This window comes from Cucumibacter marinus DSM 18995 (genome assembly GCF_000429865.1).
GTDB lineage: Bacteria > Pseudomonadota > Alphaproteobacteria > Rhizobiales > Devosiaceae > Cucumibacter > Cucumibacter marinus.
Map to the genome: position 1 here is coordinate 24,090 of NZ_AUCR01000015.1, position 18,151 is coordinate 42,240.

Sequence of the window (18,151 nt, forward strand, 5' to 3'; positions counted from 1 at the left end):
TGATTTGAGCTTTCGTAAATTTGGATCAGCTATTGCCCGTATCGCCCCAGCGGAACAGGCGGGTGGCCATCAGGATGCCGATGATAATCCAGGCGGAGATGCCGAGGATATCCGGCCACAGTTCCACGAGGCCGGCTCCGTCATTGGAGATCGAGCGCAGGGCGTGGGACAGGAAATTGAGCGGCAGAAGGGAGGCCGCACCCTGCATCCAGTCCGGCAGGAGCGAGGCCGGGAAAAAGACGGCGGCCAGAAACACCTGCGGGAAGATGAAGAGGTTGCCCAACAGGATGATCGCGTTCTGGGTGGAGGCGATGCCGCCGAGCACAAAACCCAGCGACAGGAACAGGATGGCGCCGCCGATGACGAAGGCGAACATGAGTGCCAGGCTGCCCTGCGCCGAGAAGCCAAAGGCGAAACGCGCGAGCAGGAGAATGATGCCGATCTGCACGATGATCGTCAGCAGCCGCATGGCGATCAGCGATGAGATGAAGGTGAAGGGTGAAAGCGGTGTCACGAAAAGGCGCTTGAGGATGCCCTTGCGCTTGTATTCGACGATATTGAAACCGGAACCGGCCACGGCCAGCTGCATGACCATGAAAGCCAGCAGGCCGGGCACGAGGAAATCGACATACCGCAGATTGGTGCGCTCCTTAACGTCTGCGACTTCGAGCGCGAACATGGGTTCGAGGCCGCGCACCTTGTATTCGAGCTGTTTGAGTGCGCCTTCCACAAGCGCATAGGCCTGGCCGGTGCCCTGCGCATCCGAGGCATCGACAATCGTGCGCAGCTGGGTGGTGTGGACCGGGTCGGCGGCGTCGGGCGCGACGTCCGGCAAGTAGAGAACCAGCGCGACGACATCGTCTTCAAGTGCGGTGCTGGCCGATTCCTCGTCGAGTTCGCGCACCGAAATCAAGGAACTGGCGTCGAGCGCCTCGATATAGGCGGCGTTGGCGGCGGGGTCGGCGCCGGGGATGACGCCGATGGTCGTCTCGGTCGCGCCGCGGCCGGTGACAAAGCCGAAGGCGCTCATCAACAGAAGCGGGAAGATGAAGGCGAGGAACAGGGATTGGCGGTCCCTGACATACATTTTGAGCTGCGAGAGGGAGAGCGAAACAAAGCTGGTCATCAGTCTCTCAGCTCCCTTCCGGTCAGCGCCAGGAACACGTCCTCGAGCGTGCCGCGCGGCGGCTTGGCCTCGGGCGGTGGCGCATGCTTGTCGATAAGATTGTCCGGCGTATCGAGGGCGATGATCTCGGCATTGTCCATGATGGCAATGCGGTCGCAAAGCTCCTCGGCTTCTTCCATATAATGGGTGGTGAGCACCACGGTTTTGCCGGCATCATGGATCTGCCGCACGAGGTCCCACAGATTGCGGCGCGCCTGCGGGTCGAGCCCGGTGGTTGGCTCATCGAGGAACAGGACCTCGGGATCATTGACGAGGGCGAGCGCAACCGAGAAGCGCTGGCGCTGGCCGCCGGAAAGCTGCTTGGGATAGGCCTTGGCCTTTTCGGTCAACCGGACCTGGGCCAGCAGATCGGCCGGGGAGACGCGGCGGGAATAGAGGTCGCCGAACAGGGACAGCAATTCGGTCAGGCTCAGCCGGTCGAAATACTCGCTCTCCTGGAGCTGGACGCCGATCTTCTCCTTGACGCCCATGGGGTTGTCGGCGACCGAAATGCCGCAGACATGGACCGAACCGCCATCGATTTCGCGCAGGCCCTCGATCATCTCGAGGGTGGTGGTCTTGCCGGCGCCATTGGGGCCGAGAATGCCGAAGATTTCGCCCTGTTCGATCTCGAAGGAAATGCCGTTGACCGCCGTGATGCGTTCGCCCCGCTTTCCCGGAGCCTTGTAGGTCTTGGTCAGCGCGTTGACGGTGACGATGGCCATATCGAATCGGCTCCGGGCGGGCAGCGGGACGGCAAGGCTATTGCGAATTCACGGATCGCGAAACCGCCAAGCGGTGCAAGCGGTTACTCACCGGTTTCATAGGCGTTGTCGGGATAGATCTGGTTGAGGTTCACTTCGCCGTCATAGGTGGGGTCAACCTCATAGGTCTTGAGAACGAAGACGCCATCGCGGAACTGCCAGCGCCCGAATGACGACGCGTCGCCCAGGCCACGCCAGCGCGAATACTGCGTCAGTTCGAGGCTTTCGATGTCGAATTCGGGGAAGACCAGCACTTCGCGCGCCGAAAAACCGGTGACCCTGACGTTGGTGACTTCGCTCTCGTAATCCTCCGGGTCGGCATTGACGACGTCGAATTCGGGGAAGGCGAACTGAAGCGCGTGGATCTCGTCATATTCGTCGACGGTGTAGAAAACCGAGCCGACATTATAGGCGCCGATGGTGCACTCATATTCGTAGAGCGTCCATTCGCGCAGATCGTCGCTTTCGTCCTCATAGGCATAGCGGAAGGCGAGGGGGTAGGTCTTGGGCTCGGGGGGCGTGCCATCGCCCATCATCAGAGTCGAACAATAGCTCGCATACTGGATCTTGAAGATCGCGGTCACGTCTTCGGCGGTGACGGCGGAGGGTTCACCGTCCTCCTGCGCCCGGACGGGCAGGGTGGCAGCGGCAGCAGTGGCGGTCAGCGCAAGCGTGAGCGCGGCAAGGCGGGCAGTTTTCATCGGGGGCGTCCTCTATGGTCCTCGTTCCCCAGTCTAACCTCTTGATCTTGTCCGGTCTGTGGCTTTTGTGAACGGGGTGGCGCTTCAGGCCGCGCGGAGGATCTTCTCCATCTTCTTGCCCTTGGCCAGTTCGTCGATGAGCTTGTCGAGATAACGGATCTCGCGCATCGTTTCTTCCTCGATCTCCTCGACGCGCACGCCGCACACCACCCCGGTGATCAGGCTGCGGGCCGGGTTCATCGCCGGGGCTTCGGCAAAGAAGGTTTCGAAATCGGTACCGTTTTCGATCACCGCGTCGAGTGCCTTGCCCTCATAGCCCGTCAGCCAGGCAATGATGGCGTCGACCTCGTCTTTCGTTCTGCCCTTCTTCTCCGCCTTGGCGACATAGAGCGGGTAAACGCTGGCGAAACTCATCGTATAGACGCGGTGCTTGGCCATGACGGTTCCTCACGCGGGGGTGGAGCGCCTATTTCCCGGGATTGCGGGCGATTGGTCAAGGGGATGGTGCTGCCCATCTCCGACCAGTTCGTCACCGCCCGGTTTATCCGGGTGAGCCAGACTGGATTGCCCGAACAAGTCGGGCAATGACGGTGGTGTGGGTTCGTACGGCGCTGCCACTCACTCTGTCCTCATCCTGAGGCGGGAGCGCCACCAGCGCGCCCCTCGAAGGGTGAGACGGAAACGCGATCGCTCCAGTGGAGCGATGGCCCGTCGAACGCCCGTAGAGCTATGCTCGAAGGGCCGGAGGGCCACTGGCTTTGTCCATTCGCTGGCCATCCGCCCTCGCCCTTCGAGGCTCGGTTTCACCTCGCACCTCAGGGTGAGGGGGGTGAGAGAGGGGAGCGCACCCCACTCCCGGGCCGCCCCGGACCTGATCCGGGGCCTAGTCACTATCTAACGAGGTCCCGGCTCGGAGGCCGGGACAGCGCGGTTTGTGGGCAGTGAACTGGCCAAACAATAACTGTCATTCCCGCGGAGGCGGGAATCCAACTGGGCCGGCACAAAAACACTGGTGGTCAAGTCCATCACGCACCGTCGATGCCATCGGCACCAGTTCTAACCCACTGATTCACATGGATTCTCGTCAGCCCGCCGGCGCGAGGCAGAATTCGGCGGGAATGACGGAGAAGGTGAGGCGGCGGACTGGCCAAACAACGGACGTCACCCCGGTTGAAAACCGGGGGCCACTCTCGTCCGCCCCAGATGGAGGAGAGGTGAAGTGCCTTGTTCCCTAATGCACTTGAGCCCGGCCTTTTGGCCGGGCTCTGTCGTTTGAACCTGATGGTTTAGCTACACCCCGTGGTGCTGCCGCAGGTGTCGCATTTGAGGCAGGTGCCGTTGCGCACCAGCGTGAAGTTGGCGCATTCGGGGCAGCTTTCGCCTTCATAGCCCTTCATCCGCGCCTGGGCGCGCTGGGTGTTGGTGTCGAGCACCGGGGGCTCGCCGTGATGATCGTGGTCATGGTCATGGTCATGGTCTTGGTCGTGACTGTGATCATGAGTGCGGGCCTGAGGAGGGGCCGGGGCCTCTTCCGCCTCGGGCTGGCGCAGGGCCTGTTCCGAGGGTTTGAGCGCGGTTTGCGAACTGCCACCGGTCTTCATGGCGGTGACCGCTGAATCGAGCGCCGAGCGCACCGGGCTGCCGGGCTTGATGTCGCCGGTCGAGACCAGCATCAGCGTCTTGTCCTTGACGCGGCCGCGGGTCAGGCCCTTGGAGACAAAGCGTTCGGCGGGAACGGGCGAGGGGTTGTTCCCCTTGGCGCCGCCGGCGGACTTTTCTTCCTGCACGCCGCCCGAAATGCCGGTCGAGGACTGGTCCGGGGTGACATGGGCGAGGTCGTGGCGGTCGAGATAGGAGATCGCCAGTTCGCGGAAGATATAGTCGAGGATCGAGGTCGCGGACCGGATCGCCTCATTGCCCTGCACGAAGCCGGCCGGCTCGAAGCGGGTGAAGGTGAAGGCCTCGACATATTCCTCGAGCGGCACGCCATATTGCAGGCCGAGCGATATGGCGATGGCGAAGTTGTTCATCATTGCGCGGAAGGCGGCGCCTTCCTTGTGCATGTCGATGAAGATCTCGCCGAGGCGGCCATCGTCATATTCGCCGGTGCGGACATAGACCTTGTGGCCGCCGACAACCGCCTTCTGGGTGTAGCCCTTGCGGCGGTCGGGCATCTTTTCGCGTTCGCGAAGGCGCTCGACGACCCGCTCGACGATCTTTTCGGCGACCTGGGCCGAGCGTTCGGCGGGGGCGGCGGCGATCAGGTCCTCGACCGCATCATCCTCGTCATCGTCCTCATCGGCGATCAGCGAAGAATTGAGCGGCTGGGAGAGCTTGGAGCCGTCGCGATAAAGCGCGTTGGCCTTGAGGGCCAGCTGCCAGGACAGCATGTAAGCCTGTTTGGCTTCCTCGACCGTGGCCGAATTCGGCATGTTGATGGTCTTGGAAATCGCACCGGAGATGAAGGGCTGGGCCGCCGCCATCATGCGGATGTGGCTTTCGACCGACAGATAGCGCTTGCCGATGCGGCCGCACGGATTGGCGCAGTCGAACACGTGGTAGTGCTCTTCCTTGAGGTGCGGCGCCTGTTCGAGGGTCATCGCCCCGCAAACATGGATGTTGGCGGCGTCGATATCCTTTTTCGAGAAGCCGAGGGCGGCCAGCATGTCGAAGTTCATGTCTTCGAGCTGCTCGTCGTTGAGCCCCAGGGTTTCGCGGCAGAAATCCTCGCCAAGCGACCATTTGTTGAAGGCGAACTTGATGTCGAAGGCCGAGCCGAGCGAGGCGTTGACGGCCTCGATCTTTTCGTCCGTGAAGCCCTTGGCCTTCAATGAAGTGGGATTGATCGCCGGGGCCTGGTTGAGATTGCCGTGACCGACGGCATAGGCCTCGATCTCGCCGATCTGGTCCTCGGAATAGCCAAGGGTGCGAAGCGCCTCGGGCACGGCGCGGTTGATGATCTTGAAGTAGCCGCCGCCGGCGAGCTTCTTGAACTTCACCAGCGCGAAGTCGGGCTCGATGCCGGTGGTGTCGCAGTCCATCACCAGGCCGATGGTGCCGGTCGGGGCGATCACCGAGACCTGGGCATTGCGGTAGCCATGCTTTTCGCCGAGTTCGAGCGCCTTGTCCCAGGCGGCCTTTGCATGATCGATCATGCGGGCGTCGGGGCAGTTGGCGTGATCGAGCGGCACCGGATCGATCGACAGAGCTTCATAGCCGCCGGTTTCGCCATGGGCGGCGCGGCGGTGATTGCGGATGACGCGCAGCATGTGCTTGGCGTTCGGCTTGTAGCCGGGGAAGGGGCCAAGCTCGCCGGCGATCTCGGCGGAGGTCGCATAGGACACACCGGTGAGGATCGCGGTCAGCGCGCCGCCGATGGCACGGCCTTCATCGCTGTCGTAGCCGATGCCGCCGGTCATCAGGAGGCCGCCGATATTGGCGTAGCCAAGACCCAGGGTCCGGTAGCGGAAGGAGCGCTCGGCGATGGCCTTTGAGGGGAACTGCGCCATCATCACGGAGATTTCGAGAACCAGGGTCCAGAGCCGGACGGTGTGTTCGTAATTCTCGATGAGGAATTCGCCATCCTGGCCGCGGAACTGGAGAAGGTTCAGCGAGGCCAGGTTACAGGCCGTGTCATCAAGGAACATATATTCCGAGCACGGATTGGAGGCGCGGATCTCACCGGAGGCCGGGCAGGTGTGCCAGTCATTGATGGTGGTGTGATACTGGATGCCGGGGTCGGCGCTGGCCCATGCGGCATAGCCGACCTGGTCCCACAGCTCGCGGGCCCGCACGGTCTTGACCGTGTCGCCCTTGATGCGGCCGATCAGGTTCCAGTCACCGTCATTCTCGACGGCGTGGAGGAAATCGTCGGTGACGCGGACCGAATTGTTCGAGTTCTGGCCGGACACGGTCAGATAGGCCTCGGAATCCCAGTCGGTATCGAAGACGGGGAAGTCGAGCTCGGTATAGCCCTGGCGCGCGAACTGGATGACGCGCTGCACATAGTTTTCCGGCACCAGCGCCTTTTTGGCGGCCTTGACCTCGCGCTTGAGGGCGGGGTTCTTGGCGACGTCGAAGCAGTCTTCGCCCGGGCCGGTGCAGTTCACACAGGCCTTCATGATGGCCTTGAGGTGCTTGGAGACGGTCTTGGACCCCGTGACAAGTGCGGCGACCTTCTGCTCTTCGCGGACCTTCCAGTTGATGTATTGCTCGATATCGGGGTGATCGATATCGACCACGACCATCTTGGCGGCGCGGCGGGTGGTGCCTCCCGACTTGATGGCGCCCGCGGCACGGTCGCCGATCTTGAGGAAGGACATGAGGCCGGAGGACTTGCCGCCGCCCGACAGGCTTTCGCCTTCGCCGCGCAGGGCGGAGAAGTTCGAGCCGGTGCCCGAGCCGTATTTGAACAGGCGCGCCTCGCGGACCCAGAGGTCCATGATGCCGTTTTCGTTCACCAGGTCGTCTTCGACCGATTGGATGAAGCAGGCATGGGGCTGCGGGTGCTCATAGGCGGATTTCGATTTCACCAGCTTCTGGGTGAAGGGGTCGACATAGAAATGGCCCTGGCCGGGACCATCGATGCCATAGGCCCAGTTGAGCCCGGTGTTGAACCATTGCGGTGAGTTGGGGGCAACCTTCTGGGTGGCGAGCATGAAACGAAGCTCGTCATAGAAAGCGCGGGCGTCTTCCTCGTCGTTGAAGTAGCCGCCCTTCCAGCCCCAATAGGTCCAGGTGCCGGCGAGGCGGTCAAAGACCTGGCGGCTGTCGGTTTCAGATCCGTAGCGTTCTTCTTCGGGCAGCTTGGCCAGCGCCTTCTCATCCGGCACGGAGCGCCACAGCCATGAGGGAACAGAATTCTCCTCGACCTTCTTGAGCGCCTTGGCGACGCCGGCCTTGCGGAAATACTTCTGCGCAAGGATGTCGGCCGCGACCTGTGACCAGGTGGCGGGCACGGCAATTTCCTCAAGCCGGAAGACAACCGAACCGTTCGGGTTCTTGATCTCGCTCGTGGCGGTGCGGAATTCGATATCCGCGTAAGCCGACTGGTTCGGTTTTGTATAGAGACGCTCGATGCGCATTATGCCTCTGTGACCCCCATCAAATTTAGACACGCTATCGGTGTCCGGAGAACCGATTATCGGCTTCCCGGCACTCTGTTTGAGCCATGTGTAAAGCGCGAAACACGATGTGGTTTCGACGATGTCCGCCAGCCGGGACCGGCTTTTGGACTCTTTACCCCCGCGAACGGTTTTCCGGTTTTGAAGGTTCCGGTTTGACCGTTCTTGAATGTGTCGCGTCGCCGTTCGGGCCTGTGCTCCTGAGAGCCCCTTAATGGCCGCAACTGCCAGACCGTTTTGTCCGACGCGCAACAGGCCATATCTAGGGGCGATTCAGATTTACCGTCAACCACAGGAATTGACCTCAACGACTATACCTAGTGGAGGGTGGGGCTCAATTTTCAAGATATGGTATATATTCTGCGCTTTCGCAGCGTCTTTCGCAAGGCTTGTGATTCGGCGCGAGGGACTATCCGTAGGGGGTCTGACGGGCTTGTGATTCCCCCAAGACAACGCCCCAACTCCTGACGCTATGCATACGGAAATACAGCCATGTTTGGTCTTCGGCAGGGGATTGGAAGGGGGGTGGGCGACACCATTTGCGAGGCGTCATCCAAATGAGGCGCGACCTGAATTGACCAGATGGAAAAAGAGTCAAGCGCATAATTTTGCGCCCCGGCTTAACCCTTTTTTCACAGCCCTGTTGATGACGGGGGCAAGCCCAAAGACCCGCTTGTCATCGCCCTGTTCTCATGGTCCGGAAAACTGGGGTTTGCGACTAGGCTTCGCCACATGAAGGTGCTAAAGGCAGGGCACGCGGCGCGCCGGAAGGTGCGTCCGAGAACGCAATCTCCGGGACACGGCATTAGACCGGGATCAGGCAACTTCCAGGATCAAGCATGAAGCAGCTCCTCGCCGAAATCTTCATCTGGTGGCACAAGCAAACCCTTGGCACCCGCATCTGGACCGCGGTGCGCGGCACTTATGTGGGCGAGGACGAGCAGGGCAACAAATACTACCGGGAGAAGGGCACCGACCGGCGCTGGGTAATCTATAACGGCGCTGCCGATGCCTCGCGCATCCCGCCGGGCTGGCATGGCTGGATCCATCACCGGGTCGACACGCCGCCGACCGAGGAAGAGTACACCCCGCATGAGTGGCAGGCCGCGCATGTGCCCAACATGACCGGCACCGCCGCCGCCTATCGCCCCAAGGGCAGCCTGCTGCGCGACGGCGAGCGGCCCCGCGTGACCGGGGACTATGACGCCTGGTCGCCCGAATAGGATTCGGTTCACCCCATGATTCGCTCCACGCGCCGGCTGATCGCTTGCGCCGTCATTGCGGCCACTGTCGCGATTGCCGGTATCGCACCCGCTTTGGCCGAGACGATCTCGAATCCGGTGGCGGTGTTTACCGGGCTCGACAAGATCACCGGCCGCATCATCACCTTCGATGTCTATGTCGGGGAGACGGTGCAGTTCGGCGCGCTGCAGCTCACCCCGCGGGTGTGCTATTCGCGTCCGCCTGATGAGAGCCAGCGCACGTCGTCCTTCGTTGAAGTTGACCAGGTGACGCTCAAGGGGACGGTCCGGCGCATCTTCACGGGCTGGATGTTTGCTGACAGCCCGGCGCTGCACGCCATCGACCACGCGGTCTATGATGTGTGGCTTGTCGACTGCAAGGCATCGTCAGACGTGCCGCCGCCGGACGAGCGCGGCTAATTCACCCCCGGACATCGCCGCGATGGACGACATGGATCTTGTTGCCGTCGGGGTCGCGCAGATAGGCGCCGTAGTATCCCTCTCCATAATGCGGGCGGAGGCCTGGCGGACCATCATCGGTTCCTCCATGGGCCATTGCTGCAGCATAGGCGGCATCGACGGCGGCCCGTGACGGGGCCTCAAAGGCAACCATGACCCCGTTGCCGGGGCTTGCAGGCTGCCGGTTGAAGGGCTCGTAGACATAGAATCGGGGAAGGGGAAGACCGGGCGCGATCCAGCAGGCTGCCGCCGGGCCGCCATCGGGTTCGACGGGACGCTGGACCAACCCGAGTGGGCCGAACAGGGCATCATAGAATGCGACGGCGCGTGCCAAATCCTGAGTGCCGACCGTGACGTGACTGAACATGACCTCTCCGAAAGTGAGGCCCGCAATGTGCGGATTTGCGGGCTCCAAGCAAGGGGCGATGTGCGCCGTCGACTAGATGTCGGGATGCCGGATGGGTTTGCCCTTGGCGGGCAGGGGGTCGACGGTTTGCTTCGTTTCCGGGCCGCCGCCCATCACACTCAAGCCTTTGCGTTGACCCCAGAAGGCCCAAAGCGCAACGGGCAGCATCCAGATGCCGGCCCAGCCATAGGCGGGCAGAATACCGATGGCGTCGGCCAGAAACCCGATGGTCAGGGTGACGGCGATGCCAGCGACATTCTGCGCGACGACAAGGGCCGAGGTTGTCGTGGCCCGGCTGGCGCCATCCATCTCGTGCTGGAAGCGCGCTTCGGACAGGATCATCGCCGGCGCGCGAACCGTGTGGGCGAGCAACAGGAAGATCACGAACACAGGGCCCGCCCCGATGGCGGCCAGGAGCAGCAAAACGCCGGCCAGGAGTGGCAGCAGCCAGCCCATGGCGGTGAAATGCTTGAGCCTGTGGGCGATAATGCTGATGCCGGTAAAGGCGGCCACCTCGACGGCAATCACGATGCCGAACATCCAGATCGGCAGGTCGACAGCGAGATAATAGAGCTGGTCGAACTCGTCGAGCACTTCAAAGACAATGAGGCCGCCAGCGATATAGACGGTGAGAAAAGGCAGGGCGCGATTGGCCCGGAAATCGGCCAACGCGTTGCGCATATGGTCGAGATAGCTGCCTTCGGGTTCGGCGTCCGCGCTGTGCTCTGATTGACCTGGCGACCGGCGGAGGTCGATAAGAAACAGGCCCAACACGGCGCCAATTATCAGCGGCGGGATCGACAGCCACAGGGTGGCATCCATCGAATAGGTGGCGACGAAACCGCCGATCACCGAGCCTATGCCGATGCCGACCATCTGCGCCGCGTTGTCCCGACCGAGCATTTTCTCATAGTCCTGAGCGCGGCCCGCAGCATCGAGATGCTCATAGAGGAGGGCCTGCTTGGTGCCGGACATGAGGGATTCGGCGGCAGACCAGATCAGGAAGCCAAGGCCGTAGAGCCAGATGTTGGAGCCTGCCAATCCCCACACAATGAAAGTGAAAATCTTGATGAGAGGCGCGGCGACCATCAGCCAGCGGCGGTCGAAGCGGTCCGATAAGGCGCCCGAGGGAAGTTCGAGGATGATGGCGGTAGCGGACCAAAAGGCGATCAGCAGTCCGATCTCGGCAACGGAGATTCCCCGGAACTGGAACAGCGCTGTGTAGATCGCGTAGGCGAGCATCGCGTCGAACATGAAGACATAGCCGAAATAGGCGAAGAGGAAGGTCTTCAGCGATGGCGATCCGGGTGCGGAGGACATGAGGGGTCTCTTTTTTCAGAACGATATGTGATTAAATATTCCCAGCAAGATGGTCAAGGTTTCAGAACGGTGAGTGAGAAATCTTGATGTCATCCGCCGCACGCGATAAGCAGAAGCGGCGAGGAGATGCGATGGGCCGGCCCAAGACCTATGACCGTGATGCTGTGATCGAGCGCGCCATGGAGGCGTTCTGGCGGTTCGGTTATGAGGGTGCGCATCTGAGCGCGCTGGTTGAAGCGACCGGGCTCAACCGCTTCAGTCTCTACAAGGAGTTCGAGGGCAAGGCCGGACTGTTCTGCGCTGCCTTGTCCATGTTCACCGAAGCGTTGGTGGACGAATACCGTCTCTTCCTCGACAAGGAGCCCAAGGGGCTGGCCAATATCGAAGCGTCACTGCGTTCGCTCGAATATGGCTCGGACTATTATGGATGCTTCATGATCAACACGCTCACCCAACGCGACACCGTGCCTCAACCGGCTTTTGCTCAGGCACAGGCAACCGCCGGCGAGATCGAAGCGCTTTACGTGGAGAACATCCGCGCTGCCCAGGCGCGCGGAGAGGTGAGTGGAGCGGTTGATCCCGAAGATATGGGCAAGATGCTCTACTCGCTTGATCTTGGCCTGCACATCAAGGGGCTGGCCGGAGGCGGCGAGGCGGAGAAGGACACCACGATCACGGTGGCGCTCAATGGGTTGAAGGCCGGTTCGGCGGTGAAGGCATGACGCTGGCGCTTGTGCTTGAAGTCGTCCTGCGGGTCGCGGGGCTTTTCTATGTGTTTGGCGGGATTGCGCTTTCGCGGGCGATTGCGACCGATGTGATGCTCGACAGGGCCCTCCAAAAGATCACGCTTGAGCCCACCCCGAAACGGGAGACGCGGCGAGCGGCCTACTGGTTCGTGGTTTCGTTCTTCATGTTCGCCGGCGGGGTGTTGCTGGTGTTTCTGATCGACTGGGCCGTCATCGGGTTCATGGTGTCGGCGGTCTTGCAAGCGCTCTATCTAGGCTTTGTCGGACCGCGCTACCTCGATGACACCGAAGAGGAAGATCACGCAGAAACACGCGCAAAGAGCATCAGGGCCACCTGGATCTATGCCGGAGTTACCGTGGTGGTCATCGTGGGTGCGGCGATGGGTGTTCTGGTGAGTGGGCAGGCCATGCCGTGGTGGATGCTGGCGCTGATTGCGGGTGTGATCCTGGCGCAGACAATCTATCTCGCCAATCTGATCCGGCCCCGCAAGGGTGGCATCTAGGTTTCCTGCTTCCGGTCGATCGCGGAGAAATCGCCCTTCCGGGCCAATGCCTCGCCGAGACGCTGGTGGTACTCGACGCGCGAGATCTCGATGGCGCCGAGTGAGCGCAGGTGATCGGTGATGAACTGCGCATCGAGCAGGGTGTACCCGCCTGCATTGAGCCGCTCGACCAGATGCACCAAAGCGATCTTCGACGCGTCGGTGCGGCTGTGGAACATGGATTCCCCGAAAAAGGCGCCGCCCATGGCGAGACCATAGAGCCCGCCGACCATCTCGTCGCCGTCCCAGACCTCGACCGTGTGGCAAAAACCCTCGTCGAAAAGGGTGCCATAGATGGCGATGATATCTTCGTTGATCCAGGTCTCGAGCCGATCCGAGCCCACCGATGCACAGGCCCGGATGGTCTGGTCGAAATCGGTGTCGACCTTCACCGTGAAGCCGGAATTGCGAATGCGTTTCCTGAGCGAGCGGGAGACCTTGAGGCCATCGAGCGGGATGATGCCGCGCCGGTCCGGATCGACCCAGAAAAGATCCTCGGAATCAGCGCCCTCGGCCATCGGGAAAACGCCATGCGCGTAGGCACGCAGCACGAGCTCCGGCGTCAGCGAGAGGGCAAAAGGGTCGTGTTCAGCCATGGTGCCGAAAACGGGGCGAAACGCCCCGTCGATCGTTGTTTGCGATTGGCGCCGCCCGGAAGGCCGGGGCTTCATACCCTATCGGCTCAGGCGGCGTCTTTCTTGGCTAGATATTTCTCGAGCCAGTGAATGTCGTAATTGCCGGCGATGATGTCGGGCTCGTTCACCAGCCGCTGGAACAGCGGCAAGGTGGTCTGAATTCCATCGACAATGAACTCGTCGAGCGCGCGGCGCAAGCGCTGCAGGCATTCGGGCCGGTTGCGGCCATGCACGATGAGCTTGCCGATCAGGCTGTCGTAATAAGGCGGAATGACATAGCCCTGATAGACACCGGAATCGATGCGTACGCCAACCCCGCCAGCAGGGTGGTAGTGGGTGATCTTGCCCGGAGAAGGCGCGAAGGTCTCGGCATTCTCGGCGTTGATGCGCACCTCGATGGCGTGACCCCAGAAAGTGATCTCTTCCTGGGTGACGCTGAGCGGCTCGCCGGCGGCGATGCGGATCTGCTCGTAGACGATATCGAGATTGGTGATGCGCTCGGTGACCGGGTGCTCGACCTGAAGGCGGGTATTCATCTCGATGAAATAGAATTCGCCATCTTCGTAGAGGAATTCGATGGTGCCGGCGCCGGCATATTGCAGCTTCTGCATGGCCTTGGCGCAGACATCGCCGATTTCAGCGCGCTGCTCGGGCGTCAGGGCCGGGCTGTTGGCCTCTTCCCAGACTTTCTGGTGGCGGCGCTGGAGCGAACAGTCGCGATCGCCCAGATGAACCGCCTTGCCCTTGCCGTCGCCAAGGACCTGGATTTCGATATGGCGCGGCTTGGCAAGATATTTTTCGATATAGACGGCGTCGTCGCCAAAGGCGGCCTTGGCCTCGGAGCGGGCATTGGCCAGAGCGTGACCGATCTCGGCCTCGGACTTGGCGACTTTCATGCCGCGGCCACCACCACCGGAGGCAGCCTTGATGAGCACCGGATAACCGATATCGGCGGCGATGCGCTTGGCATCGGCCTCGCTGGTCACGGCGCCATCGGAGCCGGGCACAACCGGGATGCCGAGTTCGCGGGCGGTGTTCTTGGCCTCGATCTTGTCGCCCATGATCTCGATGTGCCGGGCGGTCGGACCGATGAAGGTCACGTTGTGCTCGGCCAGGATCTGGGCGAAGCGGGCATTCTCGGATAAAAAGCCATAGCCCGGATGCACGGCATCGGCGCCGGTGATCTCACAGGCGGCCATGATCGAGGGAATATTGAGATAGCTGTCGCGCGCCGGCGGCGGGCCGATGCACACGCTTTCGTCAGCAAGGCGCACATGCATGGCATTGGCGTCGGCCGTCGAGTGGACGGCAACGGTCTGGATACCGAGCTCCTTGCAGGCCCGCAGGATGCGGAGGGCGATCTCGCCGCGATTGGCGATCAGGACCTTGGAAAACATAGCGCCGCCTATTCGATCACCACGAGGGGTGCGCCGAACTCAACCGGCTGTGCATCATCAAACAGGATCTGCTTGATCGTCCCGGCCTTGTGGGCGGGGATCTGGTTCATGGTCTTCATCGCCTCGATGATGAGGAGGGTCTGACCTTCGGTCACGCGGTCGCCGACTTCAACATAGGTCGCCGCGCCGGGTTCGGGCGAGCGATAGGCCGTGCCGACCATGGGCGAGGTGAGGGTGCCCGGGTGGGCAGCCAGATCGCCTTCGGCGGGTGCCGCGGTGGGTGTCGGGGCAGCAGGTGCCGGTGCGGCTGCAGCCGGTGCGGGTGCAGCCGGTGCCGCGGCGGCAGGAGCGCCGGAGACATATTGAACGGTTTCGGTGGCCAGCGAACGGGTCACCCGCAAGCGGAAGTCATCCTGCTCGATTTCGATCTCGGCCAGATCCGCTTCATTGAGCAATTCCGCTACTGTGCGGATCAAGTCACGGTCGATCTGAGAGCCCTTCGGCATGGCGTGATTTCCTTCCCCCTCGGACATGGGCGATGTGAACCTTAATGTGAAAACTGCGCAGCCAGCGCGTTAACCGCGAGGATATAACCGGTTGCGCCCAGACCGCAAATCACGCCGGTCGCGACCGGCGAGACATAGGAATGGTGGCGAAACGGTTCGCGCGCAAAGATGTTGGAGATATGGACCTCGATAACCGGCAGATCGACGACCCTCAGGGCGTCGTGAATGGCGATCGAGGTGTGGCTGTAGGCGCCCGGATTGATGATAACACCGCTGGCATTGTCACGCGTGGCCTGGATCAGATCCACAAGCGTGCCTTCGGAATTGGTCTGCTCGAAGACGATGTCGACGCCAAGCCGCGCACCTTCATCGGTGCAGGCCTCGCGCACGTCGTCGAGCGTGACGGTTCCGTAAATCTCGGCCTCCCGGCTGCCCAACATGTTCAGATTGGGCCCGTTGAGGATGTGAATGGTGTCAGCCATCGCAGCCAGCTTGTTTCATCGGCGAGGGGCGCCGTTCAAGCGGCACTAAAGCAATTCCGTGCAAAACGCAAAGAAATCCGTGCCATGCGGGTCAGCCGGTTGTGGGCAGTCAGCCTTCGCAAGCCGTGCTGCCGCAAGCGCGGACATTGTCGATCTTTTGCTTGAGCAGTTCATAGCCCAGCGCCCCACGGATGATCTCGTCACCGAGTATGAAGGTGGGGGTGGTGGACAGACCCAGACCCTGAGCGAGGGCGTAATTGTCCTGCAGCGCCTGGTTCACTTCCGGGGATTCCATGCGCAGCTCAAGATCGACCCGGCTCAATCCCAGATCGGCCGCGGCATTGAGCGCGGCCTCGCGCCCGATCTTGCCCGGGGTCGAGAACAGGCGGGCGTGGAAGTCGAAATAGTCGACATCGGTATCGGCAACGAGGAAGGCGATGCGGGCCGCTTCCAGCGATTCCTGGCTGAGGATCGGAAATTCCTTGAGGACGATGCGCAGGTTCGGGTCGCTATCGATCAGCTGCATGAGGTCGGGTACGGATTCTGCGCAATAGGGGCAGTTGTAATCAAAGAACTCGACCAGGGTGACGTCGCCATCCGGGTTGCCGATGACCACATCGCCGGGATTGTTGAACACTTCGGTCTCGTAGCTCGCCAGCGCCACGCGGGACCGCTCGGCCTCTTCCTGCCTCAGCTGGGTCTCGAGCGCGACCGACATGCGCTGGAGAAGCTTGGGGTTCTCCATGAGATAGGATTCGATCATCGGGTGCAGGACGTCCGGATCGAGTTCGGTGAAGTCCTGCCGGACCTGATCGGCCTCCCATTTGGCGCGTTCATCATCGAGCATTTCGGTAACGATGGCGCGGACATCCGACTCGGAGAGCGTGTCATCGGCGAGCGCCGGCGCCGTCATCGACAGGCTGACAAGGCTTGCCAAGGCAAGCAGAGCGGCCGCCATCAAGGCGGCGACGCGGGAAAGATCGAACCGGGGCAGGGCAATGGCAGTCATGTCAGTCCTTATCGGGTTCGCCCCGGCATGCGTGAACATGGACAAGGCGTTTGATCGTCGGCGGTGGTTGTATCTGGCTTACCACCAGCGGCTTTCGATATCCTAGCTTCAATCCTCAAATTTCGGTGAAGTTGGGGCAGCAGGCGGCAACGGGTTGGAATCCGCGCCGGTTGCCCAAGACTGGCGTTTCTTGTGCGTCGACATGCGCATTGATGCGTTTGGCGCGCAAATCCAGCGCTCAAAGCCCAGAAAGGTCAGCAATTCTGCCCGTTTAGATGCGTTTTCCGTGTGTGTTTGGGGTGTCAATTCGCCGCGCGCCGCGTTATGAGTGGCGCTCTTAACAAGCGCGATGCGGGTGTTCGATGTTGCAAGGATTACAGCCCTTTCTGGCCCTCGATATTTTTGCGCAAGCCTCAGAGCTTGAAGCGGAGGGCAGGGGCATCCGGCATCTCGAGATCGGCGAACCGTGTTCGCCCCCGGCGCCCGCTGTCAAACAAGCCGTCGCCCGTCACCTCGAACAGGAACGGCAGGGTTACACGGCGGCCAAGGGGCTGCCGGCGCTGCGCGAGGCGATTGCGGGTTACTATCGCAACCAGCATGATGTTGACCTCGATCCCGGCCGGATCGTGGTGACAACAGGCTCTTCGGGGGCCTTTATCCTGGGGTTTCTTGCCTGCTTTCCGCATGGGGCGAAGATCGGCGTGACGCGGCCCGGCTATCCGGCCTATGTGAACATTCTGGCCGGGCTCGGTTTCGAGCCGGTGGAGATCGAACTCAAGCCGCAGGATGACTGGCGTCTCGATGTGGCCTCGCTCGCAGCCGCACACGAGGAACACGGGCTCGCCGGGCTGATGCTGGCATCGCCTGCCAATCCGACCGGGGCGATGGTGGGCCGCGAGCGCTTTGCCGAGATCATTGATTATTGCACCCGATTAGGCATTAGGCTGATCTCGGACGAAATCTATCACGGGCTCAATTTTTCCGGATCGTGCACGAGTGCGCTCGAGATCACCGACGATGCGGTGGTGATCAACTCCTTCTCCAAATATTACTGCCTCACCGGCTGGCGGATCGGCTGGATGGTGATGCCGCCCGATTGCGTGCGGCAGACCGAGGTGCTGGCGCAGTCGATGTTCATTTCGGCGCCGACGCCTTCGCAGGTGGCGGCGATGGCCGCGCTTGAAGAGCGCGCCTATTACGATGCGCAGCGCGAACGCTATCGGGCAAACAGGGATGTGCTGGTGAAGGGGCTCGAGGATATCGGTTTCGAGACGCCGCATGGCGGCGATGGTGGGTTCTATGCCTATGTCGACATCACCCGGTTCTCGAACGATTCCATTACCTTTTGCCGCGAGCTTCTTGAGAATGCCGATGTGGCGGTCACGCCGGGCGTCGACTTCGACCGCACCAATGGCCACCGCTATGTGCGCATCTCCTTTGCCAGCGACCGGCCGGTGATCGAGGGGGCGCTCACCCGCATGGCCGATTATCTCAGGGGCCGCTGAGTAACAGAACACTGAGGGGCGGAGCCGGCCCATGCCGCATTGAGCGAGGGGCCGGCTCCTTCAGTTTGTCTCCATTCGTTTCAAGCCTATGATTGACGCAGGTTCTCGCGAGCCTGCCGGTCCGAGTCAGAGATCGGTGGGATGGCGCTG

The 18,151-nt window shown here is 61.7% G+C and carries 17 protein-coding genes; 5 read left to right on the top strand and 12 right to left on the bottom strand.

Annotated elements, in window-relative coordinates:
• Positions 1-25 precede the first annotated feature (25 nt).
• From G489_RS0109805 to G489_RS0109825, 5 genes are all read right to left on the bottom strand, one after another.
• Positions 26-1,126 carry an ABC transporter permease gene (locus tag G489_RS0109805; RefSeq protein WP_029041402.1) on the bottom strand — a complete coding sequence of 367 codons (1,101 nt, stop codon included), beginning with the start codon at positions 1,124-1,126 and terminating at the stop codon, positions 26-28.
• Positions 1,126-1,890: an ABC transporter ATP-binding protein gene (locus G489_RS0109810; RefSeq protein ID WP_029041403.1), complete on the bottom strand. Its 765-nt coding sequence runs from the start codon at positions 1,888-1,890 to the stop codon at positions 1,126-1,128. The genes G489_RS0109805 and G489_RS0109810 overlap by 1 nt, the downstream gene beginning before the upstream one ends.
• 83 nt (positions 1,891-1,973) lie before the next feature.
• The gene (locus G489_RS21825) at positions 1,974-2,630 is read right to left on the bottom strand and encodes a DUF1176 domain-containing protein (protein WP_051332504.1); all 657 of its coding nucleotides are present in this window, start codon (positions 2,628-2,630) and stop codon (positions 1,974-1,976) included.
• An 84-nt stretch (positions 2,631-2,714) separates the two neighbouring features.
• On the bottom strand, positions 2,715-3,068 hold the full coding sequence (locus G489_RS0109820) for a DUF2200 domain-containing protein (RefSeq protein ID WP_029041404.1): 354 nt from the start codon (positions 3,066-3,068) through the stop codon (positions 2,715-2,717).
• Positions 3,069-3,916: 848 nt separating this feature from the next.
• Positions 3,917-7,714 (bottom strand): vitamin B12-dependent ribonucleotide reductase, encoded by a 3,798-nt coding sequence (locus G489_RS0109825; protein WP_029041405.1) that lies wholly within the window; start codon positions 7,712-7,714, stop codon positions 3,917-3,919.
• Between the two features lie 878 nt (positions 7,715-8,592).
• Here G489_RS0109825 and G489_RS0109830 point away from each other — a divergent pair.
• Both G489_RS0109830 and G489_RS0109835 read left to right on the top strand, forming a co-directional pair.
• Positions 8,593-8,976: an NADH:ubiquinone oxidoreductase subunit NDUFA12 gene (locus G489_RS0109830; RefSeq protein ID WP_029041406.1), complete on the top strand. Its 384-nt coding sequence runs from the start codon at positions 8,593-8,595 to the stop codon at positions 8,974-8,976.
• Positions 8,977-8,991: 15 nt separating this feature from the next.
• Positions 8,992-9,414 (top strand): DUF2155 domain-containing protein, encoded by a 423-nt coding sequence (locus tag G489_RS0109835; RefSeq protein WP_051332505.1) that lies wholly within the window; start codon positions 8,992-8,994, stop codon positions 9,412-9,414.
• Between the two features lies 1 nt (position 9,415).
• Here the strand turns inward: G489_RS0109835 and G489_RS0109840 are convergent, their stop codons facing one another.
• Both G489_RS0109840 and G489_RS0109845 read right to left on the bottom strand, forming a co-directional pair.
• Positions 9,416-9,820 (bottom strand): VOC family protein, encoded by a 405-nt coding sequence (locus tag G489_RS0109840; RefSeq protein ID WP_029041408.1) that lies wholly within the window; start codon positions 9,818-9,820, stop codon positions 9,416-9,418.
• A 72-nt stretch (positions 9,821-9,892) separates the two neighbouring features.
• The gene (locus tag G489_RS0109845) at positions 9,893-11,179 is read right to left on the bottom strand and encodes an MFS transporter (protein WP_029041409.1); all 1,287 of its coding nucleotides are present in this window, start codon (positions 11,177-11,179) and stop codon (positions 9,893-9,895) included.
• Positions 11,180-11,310: 131 nt separating this feature from the next.
• Here G489_RS0109845 and G489_RS21830 point away from each other — a divergent pair, with 131 nt between their 5' ends.
• The gene (locus G489_RS21830) at positions 11,311-11,901 is read left to right on the top strand and encodes a TetR/AcrR family transcriptional regulator (protein ID WP_051332506.1); all 591 of its coding nucleotides are present in this window, start codon (positions 11,311-11,313) and stop codon (positions 11,899-11,901) included.
• Complete coding sequence (locus tag G489_RS0109855) at positions 11,898-12,428, top strand: hypothetical protein (protein ID WP_029041410.1); 531 nt, start codon at positions 11,898-11,900, stop codon at positions 12,426-12,428. The genes G489_RS21830 and G489_RS0109855 overlap by 4 nt, the downstream gene beginning before the upstream one ends.
• On the opposite strand, the gene aat is transcribed toward G489_RS0109855, so the two are convergent.
• The 5 genes from aat to G489_RS19955 form a co-directional block, all read right to left on the bottom strand.
• Positions 12,425-13,063, bottom strand: a complete 639-nt coding sequence (aat, locus tag G489_RS0109860) for a leucyl/phenylalanyl-tRNA--protein transferase (protein WP_029041411.1) — start codon at positions 13,061-13,063, stop codon at positions 12,425-12,427. The genes G489_RS0109855 and aat overlap by 4 nt on opposite strands.
• 86 nt (positions 13,064-13,149) lie before the next feature.
• Positions 13,150-14,499, bottom strand: coding sequence for an acetyl-CoA carboxylase biotin carboxylase subunit (gene accC, locus G489_RS0109865; protein WP_029041412.1), 1,350 nt, complete (start codon positions 14,497-14,499; stop codon positions 13,150-13,152).
• A gap of 8 nt (positions 14,500-14,507) precedes the next feature.
• Positions 14,508-15,005 (bottom strand): acetyl-CoA carboxylase biotin carboxyl carrier protein, encoded by a 498-nt coding sequence (accB, locus tag G489_RS0109870; RefSeq protein WP_029041413.1) that lies wholly within the window; start codon positions 15,003-15,005, stop codon positions 14,508-14,510.
• Positions 15,006-15,046: 41 nt separating this feature from the next.
• Positions 15,047-15,487 (bottom strand): type II 3-dehydroquinate dehydratase, encoded by a 441-nt coding sequence (aroQ, locus tag G489_RS0109875; RefSeq protein ID WP_029041414.1) that lies wholly within the window; start codon positions 15,485-15,487, stop codon positions 15,047-15,049.
• A gap of 109 nt (positions 15,488-15,596) precedes the next feature.
• Positions 15,597-16,496: a DsbA family protein gene (locus G489_RS19955; protein ID WP_051332507.1), complete on the bottom strand. Its 900-nt coding sequence runs from the start codon at positions 16,494-16,496 to the stop codon at positions 15,597-15,599.
• Positions 16,497-16,858: 362 nt separating this feature from the next.
• Between G489_RS19955 and G489_RS19960 the strand changes: the two genes are divergently transcribed.
• The gene (locus G489_RS19960) at positions 16,859-18,001 is read left to right on the top strand and encodes a pyridoxal phosphate-dependent aminotransferase (RefSeq protein WP_035872316.1); all 1,143 of its coding nucleotides are present in this window, start codon (positions 16,859-16,861) and stop codon (positions 17,999-18,001) included.
• The last annotated feature ends 150 nt before the right edge of the window (positions 18,002-18,151 follow it).